At 61.9% G+C, this 15,685-nt stretch carries 12 protein-coding genes; 7 read left to right on the plus strand and 5 right to left on the minus strand.

The window, feature by feature from the left end; genetic code table 11:
- Nucleotides 1-14: 14 nt before the first annotated feature.
- The 5 genes from fadA (at nt 15) to TU80_RS17590 (ending at nt 5,404) form a co-directional block, all read left to right on the plus strand.
- A complete protein-coding gene (gene fadA / locus TU80_RS17570; protein ID WP_026140242.1) occupies nt 15-1,190 on the plus strand; it encodes an acetyl-CoA C-acyltransferase FadA in 1,176 nt (391 codons plus the stop codon).
- 97 nt (nt 1,191-1,287) lie between these two features.
- Nucleotides 1,288-1,524: a DUF1653 domain-containing protein gene (locus TU80_RS17575; protein ID WP_010563748.1), complete on the plus strand. Its 237-nt coding sequence runs from the start codon at nt 1,288-1,290 to the stop codon at nt 1,522-1,524.
- A gap of 114 nt (nt 1,525-1,638) precedes the next feature.
- Nucleotides 1,639-4,260, plus strand: coding sequence for a type I DNA topoisomerase (gene topA, locus TU80_RS17580; RefSeq protein WP_046384322.1), 2,622 nt, complete (start codon nt 1,639-1,641; stop codon nt 4,258-4,260).
- Nucleotides 4,261-4,450: 190 nt separating this feature from the next.
- Nucleotides 4,451-4,972, plus strand: a complete 522-nt coding sequence (locus TU80_RS17585) for a DUF6586 family protein (RefSeq protein WP_017848776.1) — start codon at nt 4,451-4,453, stop codon at nt 4,970-4,972.
- A gap of 198 nt (nt 4,973-5,170) precedes the next feature.
- A complete protein-coding gene (locus tag TU80_RS17590; protein ID WP_017254451.1) occupies nt 5,171-5,404 on the plus strand; it encodes a hypothetical protein in 234 nt (77 codons plus the stop codon).
- A gap of 116 nt (nt 5,405-5,520) precedes the next feature.
- On the opposite strand, the gene sulA is transcribed toward TU80_RS17590, so the two are convergent.
- Nucleotides 5,521-5,994 (minus strand): SOS-induced cell division inhibitor SulA, encoded by a 474-nt coding sequence (gene sulA, locus TU80_RS17595; protein WP_017848777.1) that lies wholly within the window; start codon nt 5,992-5,994, stop codon nt 5,521-5,523.
- A 10-nt stretch (nt 5,995-6,004) separates the two neighbouring features.
- Nucleotides 6,005-6,613 (minus strand): transcriptional repressor LexA, encoded by a 609-nt coding sequence (gene lexA / locus TU80_RS17600; RefSeq protein WP_003172575.1) that lies wholly within the window; start codon nt 6,611-6,613, stop codon nt 6,005-6,007.
- A 263-nt stretch (nt 6,614-6,876) separates the two neighbouring features.
- Between lexA and TU80_RS17605 the strand changes: the two genes are divergently transcribed.
- Both TU80_RS17605 and nagZ read left to right on the plus strand, forming a co-directional pair.
- Complete coding sequence (locus TU80_RS17605) at nt 6,877-7,584, plus strand: TetR/AcrR family transcriptional regulator (protein ID WP_046384321.1); 708 nt, start codon at nt 6,877-6,879, stop codon at nt 7,582-7,584.
- A 143-nt stretch (nt 7,585-7,727) separates the two neighbouring features.
- Complete coding sequence (gene nagZ / locus TU80_RS17610) at nt 7,728-8,738, plus strand: beta-N-acetylhexosaminidase (RefSeq protein WP_046384320.1); 1,011 nt, start codon at nt 7,728-7,730, stop codon at nt 8,736-8,738.
- 111 nt (nt 8,739-8,849) lie between these two features.
- Here the strand turns inward: nagZ and TU80_RS17615 are convergent, their stop codons facing one another.
- From TU80_RS17615 to mfd, 3 genes are read right to left on the minus strand one after another with little or no spacing between them, the layout of a single operon-like run.
- Nucleotides 8,850-11,543, minus strand: coding sequence for a DEAD/DEAH box helicase (locus tag TU80_RS17615; protein WP_046384319.1), 2,694 nt, complete (start codon nt 11,541-11,543; stop codon nt 8,850-8,852).
- A gap of 9 nt (nt 11,544-11,552) precedes the next feature.
- On the minus strand, nt 11,553-12,119 hold the full coding sequence (locus TU80_RS17620) for a CsiV family protein (RefSeq protein WP_017848781.1): 567 nt from the start codon (nt 12,117-12,119) through the stop codon (nt 11,553-11,555).
- Between the two features lie 11 nt (nt 12,120-12,130).
- A complete protein-coding gene (gene mfd, locus TU80_RS17625) occupies nt 12,131-15,580 on the minus strand; it encodes a transcription-repair coupling factor (protein ID WP_026140243.1) in 3,450 nt (1,149 codons plus the stop codon).
- Between the last annotated feature and the right edge of the window lie 105 nt (nt 15,581-15,685).

A 15,685-nucleotide genomic window follows, 5' to 3' on the forward strand; every position in this document is an offset into this window, starting at 1 on the left:
GAGCGAGAATATTTATGAGCTTGAATCCAAGAGACGTCGTGATTGTCGACTTCGGTCGCACGCCGATGGGCCGCTCCAAGGGCGGCATGCACCGCAACACCCGCGCCGAAGACATGTCGGCGCACCTGATCAGCAAATTGCTGGAGCGTAACGTCAAGGTCGACCCGAACGAAGTCGAAGACGTGATCTGGGGCTGTGTCAACCAGACCCTGGAGCAGGGCTGGAACATCGCCCGCATGGCCTCCTTGCTGACCCAGATCCCGCACACCGCGGCCGCGCAGACGGTCAGCCGCCTGTGTGGTTCGTCGATGAGCGCACTGCACACGGCCGCCCAGGCGATCATGACCGGCAACGGTGATGTATTCGTGGTCGGTGGCGTGGAGCACATGGGCCACGTCAGCATGATGCACGGTGTCGATCCCAACCCGCACATGTCGCTGCATGCGGCAAAAGCCTCGGGCATGATGGGCCTCACCGCGGAAATGCTCGGCAAAATGCACGGCATTACCCGCGAAGCCCAGGATGCGTTCGGCCTGCGTTCCCACCAGCTCGCCCACAAGGCGACCGTGGAAGGCAAGTTCAAGGATGAAATCATCCCGATGAACGGCTACGACGAGAACGGTTTCCTGAAACTGTTCGACTACGACGAAACCATTCGTCCGGATACCACCCTGGAAAGCCTGGCCGCCTTGAAACCGGCGTTCAATCCAAAGGGCGGCACCGTGACAGCCGGCACTTCGTCGCAAATCACCGACGGTGCCTCGTGCATGATCGTGATGTCGGCGCAGCGTGCCAAGGACCTGGGTATCCAGCCGATGGCGGTGATTCGTTCGATGGCCGTAGCGGGTGTGGACCCGGCGATCATGGGCTATGGTCCGGTACCGGCGACACAAAAAGCCTTGAAGCGCGCGGGCCTGACCGTCGCCGATATCGACTTCTTCGAGCTCAACGAAGCCTTCGCCGCACAGGCCCTGCCGGTGCTGAAAGATTTGAAAGTACTCGACAAGATGAACGAGAAGGTTAACCTGCACGGCGGCGCGATCGCCCTGGGCCACCCGTTCGGTTGCTCCGGCGCGCGAATCTCCGGCACTTTGCTCAATGTGATGAAGCAAAATGGCGGCAACCTCGGGGTTGCAACCATGTGCATTGGTCTCGGCCAAGGCATTTCCACCGTCTTCGAACGCCTTTAAGCGTTGGGTTGACGGAAGCCGGGGCCCAGTGCCCCGGTTTTTGTTTTTCGGTAGTTTTATTATTTTTTTTTAACAAATTTTGTAAGGTGGCCAGAGCATGAAAGTCGAACCAGGGCTCTACCAACATTATAAAGGTCCGCAGTACCGCGTTTTTAATGTGGCGCGGCACTCCGAGACCGAAGAAGAAGTGGTGTTCTACCAAGCACTGTATGGCGATTACGGCTTTTGGGTGCGCCCGTTGAGCATGTTCCTCGAGTCCGTCGAAGTTGACGGCGAACAGGTCCCACGCTTTGCTTTGGTGCAGGCCGAACCCAGTCTTTTTTCAGGGCAATAACGGCAGGCTGCGCAGAATGCTGCGCTTGACCTCACCCGGTTGCCACTATATATAGCGTTGCCGCGTCAGGCGCCAACTGCCTTTCACTTCTCGAATTCAGGAATTTTCCGATCCATGGGCAAATCGCTGGTCATTGTGGAATCCCCGGCTAAGGCCAAGACCATCAACAAGTACTTGGGCAACGAGTACGTGGTGAAGTCGAGTATCGGCCATATCCGAGACCTGCCCACCAGCGGTTCGGCTAGCGCCAGCAAGGAGCCTGCCGCCAAGCGCGGCAAGGCGGCTGCGGGCGAAGGTCCGGTGCTCACGCCTAAAGAGAAAGCGCGCAAGCAGCTGGTCTCGCGCATGGGTGTGGACCCGGAACATGGCTGGAAGGCCAAGTACGAAATCCTTCCGGGCAAGGAAAAGGTCATCGAAGAGCTGCGCCGGCTCGCCAAAGATGCCGACACCATCTATCTCGCAACGGACTTGGACCGCGAAGGGGAAGCCATTGCCTGGCACCTGCGGGAAGCCATCGGCGGTGATGACAGCCGCTACAAGCGTGTGGTGTTCAACGAAATCACCAAGAAAGCCATCCAGGAGGCCTTCTCCAAGCCGGGCGAACTGGATATCGACCGCGTCAACGCCCAGCAGGCCCGTCGTTTCCTCGACCGCGTCGTGGGTTACATGGTCTCGCCACTGCTGTGGGCCAAGATTGCCCGTGGCCTGTCCGCCGGCCGTGTGCAATCGGTAGCGGTCAAGCTGGTGGTGGAGCGTGAGCGCGAGATTCGTGCGTTCAACCCTGAAGAATACTGGGAAGTCCACGCCGACCTCGGCACCGCCAAGGGCGCCAACGTGCGCTTTGAAGTGGCCCGTGAAAAAGGCGAGGCCTTCAAGCCGCTGAACGAAGCCCAGGCCATGGCCGCGCTGGAGAAGCTCAAGTCTTCCAGCTACAGCATCGTCAAGCGCGAAGACAAACCGACCAGCAGCAAGCCGTCGGCGCCGTTCATCACGTCCACCCTGCAACAGGCCGCGAGTAACCGCCTGGGCTTCGGCGTGAAGAAAACCATGATGATGGCCCAGCGTCTGTACGAAGCCGGCTACATCACCTATATGCGTACCGACTCCACCAACCTGTCGCAAGACGCGGTGGCGATGGCGCGCACGTATATTGAAAGCGAGTTCGGCAAGAAGTACCTGCCGGAGAAGCCGAACGTCTACAGCAGCAAAGAAGGCGCCCAGGAAGCTCACGAAGCGATTCGTCCTTCCGACGCCAACACCGAGCCGAGCAAGCTGAGCGGCATGGAACGTGACGCTGAGCGCCTCTATGAGCTGATCTGGCGCCAGTTCCTGGCCTGCCAGATGCTGCCGGCGCAATACCTGTCCACCACCGTCAGCGTGGGCGCAGGCGACTTCGAGCTGCGTGCCAAGGGCCGTATCCTCAAGTTCGACGGCTACACCCGCGTGATGCCGCAAATCGCCAAGCCAGGCGACGACGACGTACTGCCGGACATGGCCCAGGGCGACACGTTGAAGCTGATCAAGCTCGACCCGTCCCAGCACTTCACCAAGCCACCGGCGCGTTATTCGGAAGCTAGCCTGGTGAAAGAGATGGAGAAACGCGGTATCGGTCGTCCTTCGACCTATGCGGCGATCATCTCCACGATCCAGGACCGTGGCTACGTGGCGCTGCACAACCGGCGTTTCTATTCGGAAAAAATGGGCGACATCGTCACCGAGCGTCTGTCCGAGAGTTTCTCCAACCTGATGGACTACGGCTTCACCGCCGGCATGGAAGAGAACCTCGATGACGTGGCCCAGGGCGAGCGCGACTGGAAGAGCGTGCTCGACGAGTTCTACGGCGACTTCAAGAAAAAACTCGAAGTGGCCGAAAGCCCGGACAGCGGCATGCGTGCCAACCAGCCGGTGATGACCGACATCCCGTGCCTGACCTGCGGCCGGCCGATGCAGATTCGTACCGCGTCCACTGGCGTGTTCCTCGGTTGCTCGGGCTACAGCCTGCCGCCGAAAGAGCGCTGCAAGGCCACCGTCAACCTGGTGCCGGGCGATGAAATCGCCGCCGACGACGAGGGTGAATCCGAATCGCTGGTGCTGCGTGGCAAGCACCGTTGCCCGATCTGCAGCACGGCGATGGATGCCTACCTGTTGGACGAGAAGCATAAGTTGCACATCTGCGGTAACAACCCGGATTGCGACGGCTACGAGATCGAAGAGGGCAGCTACCGCATCAAAGGCTACGAAGGCCCGAGCCTGGAATGCGACAAGTGCGGCAGCGAGATGCAACTCAAGACCGGCCGTTTCGGCAAGTTCTTCGGTTGCACCAACCCGACGTGCAAGAACACCCGCAAACTGCTGAAAAGCGGTGACGCGGCGCCGCCGAAGATGGACCCGGTGAAGATGCCCGAACTCAAGTGCGAGAAGGTCAACGACACCTATATCCTGCGTGATGGCGCTTCGGGGCTGTTCCTGGCTGCCAGCCAGTTCCCGAAAAACCGCGAGACCCGTGCGCCGCTGGTGCTCGAGATCGTGCCGCACAAGGATGAGATCGATCCGAAGTACCACTTCCTGTGCGAAGCGCCGAAGAAGGACCCGGACGGTCGCCCGGCCGTGATCCGCTACAGCCGCAAGACCAAGGAACAGTACGTGCAGTCCGAAGTGGACGGTAAGCCGACCGGTTGGAAGGCGTTCTACGACGGCGGCAAGTGGAAGGTCGAGGACAAGCGCCAGGGCGCTTGATCGGTTAATCTGATAACGCTAAAAGCCGTCTGCATAGACGGCTTTTGCTTGCTGTAGGAGCGAGCTTGCTCGCGAAGGTCGCTAACGATTACACGAAAAACCTGATGCCCCACGGCGCCCCCAGGTTTTTCGCGAGCAAGCTCGCTCTTACATACCAGCATTACGCCTATTCGTTGTGGAGATTGCCGTCATGGCCAACGAACTCTATACCCGTACCAACCAGAAAATTTACTTCGCGGGTTTATCCCTGGAAGCCCTTGGCCGTGCCGAGGAAGGGAAGGAGATGAACGCCATCGCGCTGGTCCAGGCGGGGCGTGAGGCGGCCCTGTTCCACCTGTACGGCGCCTTGCTGGGGCTGTGTCATGAAATCGCCGGGTTCTACCGTTTGCCCCAGGCCGGTTCGCCGCGTGCGGAAATGATCATGAATCGCGAAGTGCTGGACGCCATGGCGATCCCTGAACTCGCCGAACTGGTGGAAATGGCGCAAAGCCCCGACAGTTGGGTGGCACGCCTGCTCAAAGCGCATGCCGATATGTTCCAGCCGCCACGTGTTCCCCATGTGCCCAAGGGCGATGTGACCCAGCCGTTGATCGTGGCGCTGTCGCTGGAAGAGGATGAGCCGAAGCCGTTGAGCCGCGAAGAGCTTGAAGGCTGGCGCCAGGAGCTGAAAAACATGGCGCTGCGGTTTCGTGAAGGTTTGAACGAGTGCTGAGACACGCTCGTTGAGCTGGTGATCATTGCGAGCTGACAGCCAAGGCACCTGCGCAGATGGGTGCCAATCAAAATTGTGGCAGTGGGCTTGCTCTCACTAAGCACCATTCATCCAGCCGTAAAGAAACCTCGCCAGATCCACTGCGAGGCCCGGCAGATGACTGATATAATCCCGGCCTTTCGTGGAGAACAGACTTTTATGCCAACGTCCTTTCTGGAAATTGTTGAATTGCCTGACGGCCGAATCGAGCTGCGCCGGGCTGAGGACGAGGGTTCTCTGGTTATCTTGGACTTTTCCGAAGACGCCAAGGCGTTCCTGCAAGGCCAGCACGTGGAAGTGGCAAAAGCCATGTTGAGCGTTGGCGTACAGATGGCAGGCCGCCTGGCGGAAGGCGAACCGGAGAAAGAAGACGGTCCACGGGTTCTGCACTGAGTGTGGCGTGGGAGCTTGCTCCCGCTGGGGCGCTAAGCGGCCCTGAACATGCGATTGCTGCACCGTCCAATGGGAGCAAGCTCCCTTGCCACAGGGCTAGCCTGCGGCACCTCGAATTACCCCAAACGAATATTCAAGCTCTGCGCATCGCCGGTACGCGCGGCGCTGATCAACTGTTGCTTGGCGTTGGCATTCAGCGGGTTCAACCAGCTCACCACTGTATGGCTGCGGCCCAGGCGCAGGGCTTCGCAGGTCAACTGCTGGGCACTTTGCGCGCCGCGTGGTTGCAGCAACAGGATGCGCTCGCGGTTGAGACCGGCGTCCCGCAGCCAAGCTTGGGTCAGGCTGGCGGGTGGGGCGATCAGCGTCAACCAGCGTGCATCCTGTTCCTCGCTCAGTTCGCGCAGGATCGGCGCCAGCAGGCTCAGGCAGCTCCCGGCCGCACCGCGCAACGACAGCTCACTGAACGCCTCAGGCTCGGCGCACCAGGGCGCCTCGACCGTTTCCTTGAGGATGGGCGCAAGGGGTTGGGCCATGAAGGCCTCGAACAGCGACAGTTGTGTGTGTTGTGGGGTGTGCACGAGCTGCATGATGCCTCCTTTAGCGGCGAATGACGCCGACGCTCAGGCCTTCGATCACCAGGTCCTGGTCTTTCAGGTTGACTTCGATCGGGGCGAACTCAGGGTTCTCGGCCAGGAGCCAGACCTTGCTGCCTTCGCGCTTGAAGCGTTTGACGGTGACTTCATCGCCGATGCGGGCGACGACGATCTGGCCGTTACGGGCTTCACGAGTGGTGTGGACAGCCAGCAGGTCACCGTCGAAAATGCCCACGTCCTTCATGCTCATGCCATGCACCCGCAACAGGTAGTCGGCGCGAGGATGGAAGAAGGTCGGGTTGATGTTGCAGGATTCCTCGACGTGCTGTTGCGCCAGGATCGGCGCGCCGGCAGCGACGCGGCCGATGATCGGCAGGGTCGATTCGTCGGCCTTGGCTTCGAAACCGGGGATGCGAATGCCCCGCGAAGCGCCCGGGGTCATCTCGATCGCGCCTTTGCGAGCGAGGGCCTTGAGGTGTTCTTCGGCGGCGTTGGGGGATTTGAACCCCAGTTCCAGCGCAATTTCCGCGCGCGTCGGCGGGTAGCCGTTGTCGTCGAGGCAGCGCTTGATAAAAGCCAGAATCTCAGCTTGGCGTGGCGTCAGTTTTAGCATGTTGATCGCTCTGTCTTTTTATACAGTGACTGGGATTATATACAGTGGACTGCGCTTGGCAATCATCCTTTTTTGCGCGTCCGCTGGACGGTCATTCGTCAGCCCTCCTACAACGCAAAGACAGCGCTGCCTACAGAGTTGAAAGGATGTGATTAAATAGCGTTCAAATAGATGACTGCCTGGCCGGAAAGCGAACCCACAGGCTTGACAAGACACAAGCTGAAACGTATGTTTCAAACAAGTGTTTGTCAGGCGGAGTAGCCATGGCCCAGTCGGAAACCGTTGAACGCATTCTCGATGCTGCCGAGCAATTGTTCGCGGAAAAAGGATTTGCTGAAACCTCATTGCGGCTGATCACCAGCAAGGCCGGGGTCAACCTCGCCGCCGTGAACTACCATTTCGGCTCGAAAAAAGCCCTGATCCAGGCGGTGTTCTCGCGTTTCCTGGGGCCGTTCTGCGCCAGTCTCGACCGTGAGCTCGAACGCCGCCAGGCCAAGGCCGACCATAAGCCAAGCCTGGAAGAACTGCTGGAAATCCTCGTTGAGCAAGCGCTGGTGGTGCAGCCACGCAGCGGCAACGACCTGTCGATCTTCATGCGCCTGTTGGGCCTGGCGTTCAGCCAGAGCCAGGGCCACCTGCGCCGCTACCTGGAAGACATGTACGGCAAGGTGTTCCGCCGCTATATGTTGCTGGTCAACGAAGCCGCCCCGCGCATCCCGCCGATCGAATTGTTCTGGCGCGTACACTTCATGCTCGGCGCGGCGGCATTCAGCATGTCCGGGATCAAGGCCTTGCGGGCGATTGCCGAGACCGACTTTGGCGTCAACACCTCCATCGAGCAGGTGATGCGCCTGATGGTGCCGTTCCTCGCTGCCGGCATGCGCGCCGAAACCGGCGTGACCGACCAGACCATGGCCGCCGCGCAATTGCGTCCGCGCAGCAAATCGACGCCAATCCCCGCGAAGGTTTGACCGCCCCGGGTGTGCGCGGCCGCCAGCATCCGCTAAGCTAGCCGCCCATGCCGAATTCAGCTATTTACTCGCAACCCATTGTTCTTGCCGCGCCCGCCGCGCCGCGAGGGCAATGGGTTGTGTGCGTTATTTAAGGAAGGTTTATGACTGCTGCCCTGCAAGGTTCTTTGATGGTCGACGTTGCCGGCACCTGGCTGACGGCCGAGGATCGCCACCTGTTGCGCCAGCCTGAGGTGGGCGGCCTGATCATTTTTGCGCGCAATATCGAGCATCCGCGCCAGGTGCGGGAATTGAGCGCGGCGATTCGTGCCGTGCGCCCGGACCTGCTGCTGGCGGTCGACCAGGAGGGCGGTCGCGTGCAGCGCCTGCGCCAGGGTTTTGTGCGCCTGCCGGCCATGCGCGCGCTGGCGGATCACCCTAACGCCGAATACCTCGCCGAACAGTGTGGCTGGATCATGGCCACTGAAGTCCTGGCCGTCGGCCTGGACCTGAGTTTCGCCCCCGTGCTGGACCTGGACTACCAGCGCAGCGCCGTGGTCGGCAGCCGTTCCTTCGAGGGCAACCCCGAGCGCGCCGCGGTGCTTGCCGGGGCGTTTATCCGCGGCATGAACAGCGCCGGCATGGCCGCCACCGGCAAGCACTTCCCGGGGCACGGGTGGGCTGAAGCCGATTCCCACGTTGCGATTCCCAATGACGAACGCAGCCTGGAACAGATTCGCGCCAATGACCTGGTACCTTTCGCACGCCTGAGCCGGCAATTGGCGGCGGTGATGCCAGCCCACGTCATTTACCCGCAAGTCGACGCCCAGCCGGCCGGTTTCTCGCGCCGCTGGTTGCAGGACATCCTGCGCGGCGAATTGCAATTTGACGGGGTGATTTTCAGCGACGACCTGTCCATGGCTGGCGCCCACGTGGTCGGGGATGCGGCCAGCCGTATTGAGGCCGCACTGACGGCGGGGTGCGACATGGGCCTGGTGTGCAACGATCGGGCGGCTGCCGAACTGGCGCTGAGCGCGGCCCAGCGAATGAAGGTCACGCCATCGGCGCGGATCGCACGGATGCGTGGGCAGGCGGTTGCGTCGACGGAGTATAAGCAAGACCCGCGTTGGCTGGTGGCGCTCGGCGCGTTGCGGGATGCGCAGTTGATCGATTGAAACGGCGGCGCGCCTATCGCGGGCAAGCCCGCTCCTACACTTGATTGCGTACATTCTGTCGAAGTGCGGTCGAATGTGGCGGCGCGCTGGCCCGCGAGGGCGATCTAACCGTCAGCGTTTTTCTTGTTTGTTGGGCAGCGGCGCAAACAGCGCCTCGATCTCTTCGTTGCCCAACTGCCAATCCCCGGTGGTCCGCCCGTCCAGCACGCCCGCTGCAAGGTCGGACTTTTCCTTCTGCAGGTGCTGGATTTTCTCCTCCACCGTGCCCCGTGCAATCATCTTGTAGACGAACACCGGCTTCTCCTGGCCGATGCGATACGCACGGTCGGTGGCCTGGTTTTCCGTGGCCGGGTTCCACCACGGGTCATAGTGGATCACGGTGTCGGCTTCGGTCAGGTTGAGTCCTACGCCACCTGCCTTCAGGCTGATCAGAAAGATCTGCAGCTTGCCGCTCTGGAAGTCTTTCACCGGCGTGCGCCGATCGCGGGTCTGGCCGGTCAGCAGCGCGTAGGCGACGCCGCGTTTTTTCAGCTCGAGTTCAATCAGGCTCAGCATCGAGGTGAACTGGGAGAACAACAGAATCCGGCGCCCTTCGGCAAACAGCTCTTCGAGCATTTCCATCAAGCTGTCGAGCTTGCCCGAGCTGCTGCCGCGCGTCGGCAGGGTGGCATCGTTGACCAGGCGCAAATCGCAGCACACCTGGCGCAGCTTGAGCAGCGCTTCAAGAATGATGATCTGGCTGCGCGCCACGCCTTTGCGGGTGATCTCATCGCGGACTTTTTTGTCCATGGCCAGGCGCATGGTTTCGTACACGTCGCGCTGGGCTTCATTGAGCTCGACCCAGTGGATGATCTCGGTTTTCGGCGGTAATTCCGTCGCCACCTGTTCCTTGGTGCGACGCAGCAGGAACGGTTTGATCCGACCGTTCAGGTGCTGCAATCGTACATCGCTGGCGCGTTTTTCAATCGGCACGCGGTAGTCGCGGTTGAAGCTTTTCACGTCGCCCAACCAGCCCGGCAACAGGAAGTGGAACAGCGACCACAGCTCGCCCAGGTGGTTTTCCAGCGGGGTGCCGCTCAGGCACAGGCGCTGCCGTGCGTTCAGCTCACGCGCCGCCTGGGCCGCCTTGCTCGAAGGGTTCTTGATGTACTGCGCTTCGTCGAGGATCAGCACATGCAAGGGCAGGGCGGCGAGTTGCTCGATGTCTTTGGGCAGCAACGCATACGTGGTCAGCAGCAGGTCGTAGTCCTGCAGGTTTGCGAAGTGCTTTTTGCGGGTGGCGCCATACAGCGCCAGGACCTTGAGTTGCGGCGTGAAGTGCGCGGCCTCGTCGAGCCAGTTGGGGATCAGGCTGGTGGGCATCACCACCATGCACGGGCGGTCCAGGCGCCCGGCGATCTTCTCGCTGAGAATATGCGCCAAGGTCTGTAAGGTTTTGCCCAGGCCCATGTCGTCCGCAAGAATGCCGCCCACTTCCAGCTGGCGCAGTGACTGCATCCAGCTCAAGCCCTCCAGCTGATAGGGGCGCAAGGTCGCGTTCAAGCCTTCGGGCGCGACGCAGGTGAAATCCTTGATGTCGCGCAGGCGCTGGGCGAAGGTGCGGATCTTCTCGCCGCCTTCCCATTGCAGCGGCAGGTCTTCCAGCGGGTTGAGGCGGATCGCGTCGGCCTTGGCCAGGCGCAGCGTGGTGGTGCCGGGTTCCTGCAGGTAGAACTCGCCGAGGGTGGCCAGGACGGGTTTCAGGCGGCCGTAGGGCAGCGCCACTTGCAGCGGGCCGTGGCCACCGTTGGGCAGGCCGGGGATGTTGACCAGGATCAGTTCGTCATCGCGGCGGCGTGCGAGTTTTTCCGGGTTGAGGATTTCGGTGTGCGAACGCATCAGGTTGAGCAGGATCGGCAGCAGGCTCAGGCGTTCGCCGTTGACGATGATCCCCAGTTCCAGGTCGAACCAGTCGCGCTCCGGCCCTTCGTCGACGGTGGCATACCAGTCGTCCACCGGGCTCAGGTCGAAGCCGAAGTCGTCGTCGATCTGCAACTCCCAACCTTCGGCCCGCAGTGTCGGCGATGCGTTGAGGGTGAAGTTCAGCCAGGCGCTGTCATTGATCATCTCGAACAGTTCGCCGGCACTTTCCGGCAACGCTTTGCTCTGGCGCGTGGCGATCTTGAAACCGAGCAGGCGCAGTTGTTCGCGATAGCGCTGTTCCAGCTCGGGGTGCCGCTTGATCCGCAGGCTCTGGGTTTCCTGGCGGACGATGATGTCGGCGTTCTTTTGCCCGCTGACGTAGTTGCCCAGATAGTTGAACGACAGCGCCGCACGGTGCTGGATATAGCGCTGCATCTTGCCGTTGCGCGGCTCGAACGCGCTGAACGCGACACTGGCCAGCCACAGGCGCGGCACGGGCAGCACGTCGTCCATCACCACCTGCGGCAGCACCACGCGGTTGTCCAGCACGGCCTGGAGTTTTTCCAGCAGTTCGGCGTCCTGGGCCGCCGCCGGGTAGGCCAGGGTTTCCTGGACCTTGAGCAGCACCGCCGCGATGTGTTTGCAGTTGGTGTGTACCGGGCAGGTGCAGCGGCTGTCCACCAGGATCAGCGTGCCCTTGGCCGATTCGCGCAACGAGATGGTCTGCCGGTAGACGTTGCTGCCCGAGCCTTCGCAACTGGCGATGATGGTGCTGTCGCCCGACTCGACGATGCGTACCCGGTTCTCCAAGGCATAGCGCCGCCCGCGCTCCAGGCTTTGTTCTTTGAAGCGATTGGCCCACGAAGGGGCCAGGGGCTTGGTGAGCGGCGACGTCAGGGGCATGGCGCTGGATCAGTCCTGAAAGTCGACGGGCGGTGCGCTGGGCTGTTTGGCGGTCAACGAAGTGATCTTGATCAGCAGCGCCAGGTGGCCGCCATCCAGGTAGTTGAGCTGGTTGTTCTTGGTCCGCACGTCTTTCTGCGCCAGATGCTCGCTGGCGATGACGCTGCCGTTGCCGTCGAACTGGTTGATCCAGAAGTCCGCGTCGATATCGGTAAAGCGCCCCAGTTGCAGGCTCAGTACACCCTCGAGGGGAAACTGACCGAACTGCTCCCGGCCGTCGGTGATCGCGATTTTTACCGGCTGCTCACCGAGGTTCTGTTCCCAGGCCTTGTGCGCCAGCACCGTGTAGTTGGCGTCTGCGCGGAGTTTGTCGACGATCGTGCCCAGGCGCGCCGGGCTGCTTCTGTCGCCCAGGCGCTCGGCACCGGCATCCCAATCTTCCGGCGCGGCGCGGCTGTTGATCACCGGCTCCGCGTTCTGGCGCACCAGGACCATTTCCACTTGGTACAGGCTGTCGGCAAACGCCGAAGGTGCGAGTACCACTAATAACAAGCTCAGAATGCGAAACACGCGCATTGGGGCGTCCTTCAAACAGATTTCGGGATGAGGCGCTCAAACAGCGCCTCCAAGGTATTGAAGCGTTCTTCGGCACGTTCCATCGGCACCATGAACTTGAACAGCGTAGCCCCTTCGAACTTGTACCGGTTGGGCTGGCCCTGGATCAGCTTGATCAGCACCAACGGGTCCACCGGCGTCTGCGCTTCGAACTCGATGCGCCCGCCCTGCGGCCCCGCGTCGACCTTCTTGATCCCCAGTTGCTCGGCCTGCAATTTGAGCAGGGTCAGGCGCACCAGGTTCTTGGTCGGTTCCGGCAACAGGCCGAAGCGATCGATCATCTCCACCTGCAGGTCCTTGAGGCCTTCTTCGTCGGTGGCCGAGGCGATGCGCTTGTACAGGATCAGTCGCGCGTGGACATCCGGCAGGTAGTCTTCGGGGATCAATGCCGGCAAGCGCAGGTTGATCTCCGGACCGCCGCCCAGGGGTTGGTCGAGGTTCGGTTGCTCGCCCTTGCGGATGGCTTTCACTGCGCGTTCGAGCATCTCCATATATAAGGTGAAGCCCACGGCCTGGATCTGCCCGCTCTGGCCGTCGCCGAGCAGTTCGCCGGCGCCACGGATTTCCAGGTCGTTGGTGGCCAGCACAAAGCCGGCGCCCAGGTCCTGGGTGTTGGCGATGGCTTCCAGGCGTTTTTCCGCATCGCCGGTGATTTGCTGGCGCGGTGGCGTCAGCAGGTAGGCGTAGGCCTGGTGGTGACTGCGTCCGACGCGGCCGCGCAGTTGATGCAGTTGTGCCAGGCCGAACTTGTCGGCGCGCTCGATGATGATGGTGTTGGCGCTCGGCACGTCGATGCCGGTCTCGATGATGGTCGAGGCGATCAGCACGTTGAAGCGTTTGTGGTAGAAGTCGCTCATCACCTGTTCGAGGTCGCGCTCGCGCATTTGCCCGTGGCCGATGGCGATGCGTGCTTCCGGCACCAGTGCGGCGAGGTCGGCGGCGCATTTCTCGATGGTTTTCACATCGTTGTGCAGGTAATACACCTGCCCGCCGCGCAGCAATTCGCGCAGCAGCGCTTCCTTGACCGTGCTGTTGTTCTGCTCCATCACGAAGGTGCGTACCGACAGGCGCCGCGCCGGTGGAGTGGCGATGATCGACAGGTCGCGCATGCCCGACACCGCCATGTTCAGCGTGCGCGGAATCGGCGTGGCGGTGAGGGTCAGAATGTCGACTTCGCTGCGCAGGGCCTTGAGCTGTTCTTTCTGACGCACCCCGAAGCGGTGTTCTTCGTCGATGATCACCAGGCCCAGGTTCTTGATCTTCACATCGTCCGACAGCAGCTTGTGGGTGCCGATCACGATGTCGATCTTGCCCTCTGCCAGGTCGGCGACGGCGGCGTTCACTTCCTTGGCGGATTTGAAACGGCTCATCACTTCGACGGTCACCGGCCAGTCGGCAAAGCGGTCGCGAAAGCTGTTGTAGTGCTGCTGGGCGAGCAGGGTAGTCGGCACCAGGATCGCCACTTGCTTGCCGCCATGCACCGCGATGAAGGCGGCGCGCATCGCCACTTCGGTCTTGCCGAAGCCCACGTCGCCGCACACCAGGCGGTCCATCGGCTTGGGCGCGAGCATGTCGGCGCGCACGGCTTCGATGGTGGTTTGCTGGTCCGGGGTTTCTTCGAAGGCAAAGCCGGCGCTGAACGTGGCGTAGTCGGCTTTCGGGTCGGCGAACGCATAACCCTCGCGGGCGGCGCGACGGGCATAGATGTCGAGCAGCTCGGCGGCGACGTCGCGCACCTGTTCGGCGGCCTTGCGCTTGGCTTTCTGCCAGGTCTCGGAACCCAGGCGGTGCAACGGCGCCAGGGCGTCGTCGCTGCCGGTGTAGCGGGCGATCAGGTGCAGGTTGGCCACCGGCACATACAGCTTGGCGCCTTCGGCGTATTCCATGGTGAGGAATTCGGCGGCCTGGTTGTCGATTTCCAGCGTTTGCAGGCCCAGGTAGCGGCCGACGCCGTGGTCGATATGCACCACCGGCGCGCCTTCGCGCAGTTCGGTGAGGTTTTTGATCACCGCGTCGTTGTTGGCGTCGGCGCGTTTTTCGCGGCGACGGCGCTGCATCACCCGTTGCCCGAACAGCGGGCTTTCGGCGATCAGCGCCAGGGCCGGATCGTCCAGCAACAGGCCTTCATCCAGCGGCGCAATGGTGATCGCCAGGCGCTCTTTGCCGGCGACGAAGTCCGGCCAGCTGTCGACGGTTTTCGGGCGCAGCTTCAGGCGTTCCAGCAGCTCCAGCAGCACTTCGCGGCGCCCGGCCGATTCGGCGGTAAACAGCACGCGCCCGGCGAAATCGCCGAGGAAGTTGGACAGCGCTTCGAGCGGCTGGCTGGCCTTGGCTTCAATCGCCAGGTTCGGCAGGTTTTGCGCGGGGAAGCGCGTGCGGCCGCTGCCTGCGTCCACATCCTCTTGGCTGGCGACCACGCGCGGCCAGTTTTTCAGGCGGGCGAAGCAGTCTTCCACCGGCAGGAACAGTTCGGCGGGCGGTAATAAAGGGCGGGACGGATCGACGCGACGCTCTTCATAGCGGTTGCGCACGTCGCTCCAGAAGTTTTCCGCCGCCTGCTCGATGCCCGGCAGCGAGAACACCTGGGTGTCCTGGGGCAGGTAGTCGAACAGGGTGGAGGTTTCGTCGAAGAACAGCGGCAGGTAGTACTCGATACCGGCGGGGGTAATCCCGCTGCTCAAGTCCTGGAAGATCGGGCAGCGGCGGAAGTCGACGTCGAAGCGTTCGCGAAAGCGCGCCTTGAAGCGCGTCACCGCGTCTTTCTGCAGTGGGAATTCCCGTGCCGGCAGCAGTTTGATCGACTCGACTTTGTCGATGGAGCGCTGGTTTTCCGGATCGAAGGTGCGCAGGGTCTCGATTTCGTCATCGAACAGGTCGATGCGGTACGGCAACTTGCTGCCCATCGGGAACAGGTCGATCAGCGCACCGCGCACCGCGAATTCGCCGTGCTCGTACACCGTGTCGACGCAGCGGTAGCCGCTGGCTTCCAGGCGTGTACGCATTTGCTCCACGTCGAGCTTCTGGCCGATATCCAGCACCAGGCTGCTGCCCAGCAGGAACTTGGTCGGCGCCAGGCGGTGCAGCGCCGTGGTGATCGGCACCACCAGCACGCCGTGGACCAGTTCCGGCAGGCGGTACAGGCTGGCGATGCGCTGGGAAATGATGTCCTGGTGCGGCGAGAACAGGTCGTAGGGCAGGGTTTCCCAGTCGGGAAAATGCAGCACCGGCAAATCGGGGGCGAAGAAGCTCAGCTCCTGCTCCAGCCGTTCGGCGCTTTGGCTGTCGGCGGTAAGCAGCAGGGTAAAGCGCTTGGCTGCGCTGGCAGCCTCGGCGATGGCCAGGCTCAGGGCGGCACCGGGCAAATTGCCCCAGTGCTGTTTACCTGCCGCGGCAGGGAGTTGCGGTAGACGCAGAACGGGCACGGAAGGTTGAGCTCCAAGCGTTGCGACAAAGTCGGTAATTGTAACGGCCCGAGGTGCCGCCTGTCAGTTGCTGACTGAGCCTATTACGGTTTGCGGGAAATGTGG

This window comes from Pseudomonas veronii (assembly GCF_001439695.1).
GTDB classification, from domain to species: Bacteria; Pseudomonadota; Gammaproteobacteria; order Pseudomonadales; family Pseudomonadaceae; genus Aquipseudomonas; species Aquipseudomonas veronii.